The organism is Wolbachia endosymbiont of Drosophila incompta (genome assembly GCF_001758565.1).
In the GTDB taxonomy this organism is placed as follows: Bacteria; Pseudomonadota; Alphaproteobacteria; order Rickettsiales; family Anaplasmataceae; genus Wolbachia; species Wolbachia pipientis.
The window spans coordinates 947253-947879 of the sequence record NZ_CP011148.1 but is presented as its reverse complement, the minus strand read 5'-3'; the positions used below and the strand labels follow the sequence as shown (position 1 = coordinate 947879).

Annotated in this window: 2 protein-coding genes; both read right to left on the bottom strand. The window is 35.4% G+C overall.

All coding sequences use genetic code 11. The features are described from left to right. A partial coding sequence (locus WG67_RS08685; RefSeq protein WP_458695013.1) for an ATP-binding cassette domain-containing protein occupies positions 1 to 147 on the bottom strand: 147 nt, incomplete at its 3' end. Continuing rightward, positions 140 to 627, bottom strand: a 488-nt coding sequence (locus tag WG67_RS08680) for an MlaE family ABC transporter permease (RefSeq protein ID WP_458694917.1), incomplete at its 5' end; no start/stop codon positions are given. The genes WG67_RS08680 and WG67_RS08685, both read right to left, overlap by 8 nt.

The following is a 627-nucleotide window of genomic DNA, read 5'->3' as shown; positions in this document are numbered from 1 at the left end:
TTTTGTTAATACAGATTTGCCGCTTCCTGAGCCACCAAGTATGACTAATGATTCCCCTTTTAATATATCAAAATTTAGATCTTTTAGTACTGTCCTATCATCAAAAGATAAGCTTAAGTTCAATATTGATATTATGGGGTTACGCATGTATCAAAGTAATCATGTAGTTTGCTAAAATGATCAGTATGGACGATAAAACAACAGTTGATGTTGTAGCAACACCTACTCCTCGTGCACCTTCTTTGCAATGGTAACCGTAATAGCAGCTTGAGACAGAAATTATGGCGCCAAATGCAGTTGCTTTTATTAGCCCAGTTATAAAATCATACGTATTAAAGAACTGAGCTGTGTGTTTAATGTATATATTTAAATTGTGGTTAAATTCGAAGACTGCAGTGATGCATCCTCCAAATATTCCTATTAAATCTGCACATACTGTAAGTATGGGAAATACTATGATTGACGCTAAAATCCTTGGTGCAATTAAATATTTGAAAGGGTTGATGTTCAAAGTTGTAAGGGCATCTATTTGCTCGGTGATGCGCATCGTACCAATTTCTGCTGCAACTGATGATCCAACCTTTCCTACCATTATTAAGCTGATCAAAACTGGTCCTAACTCTTTAA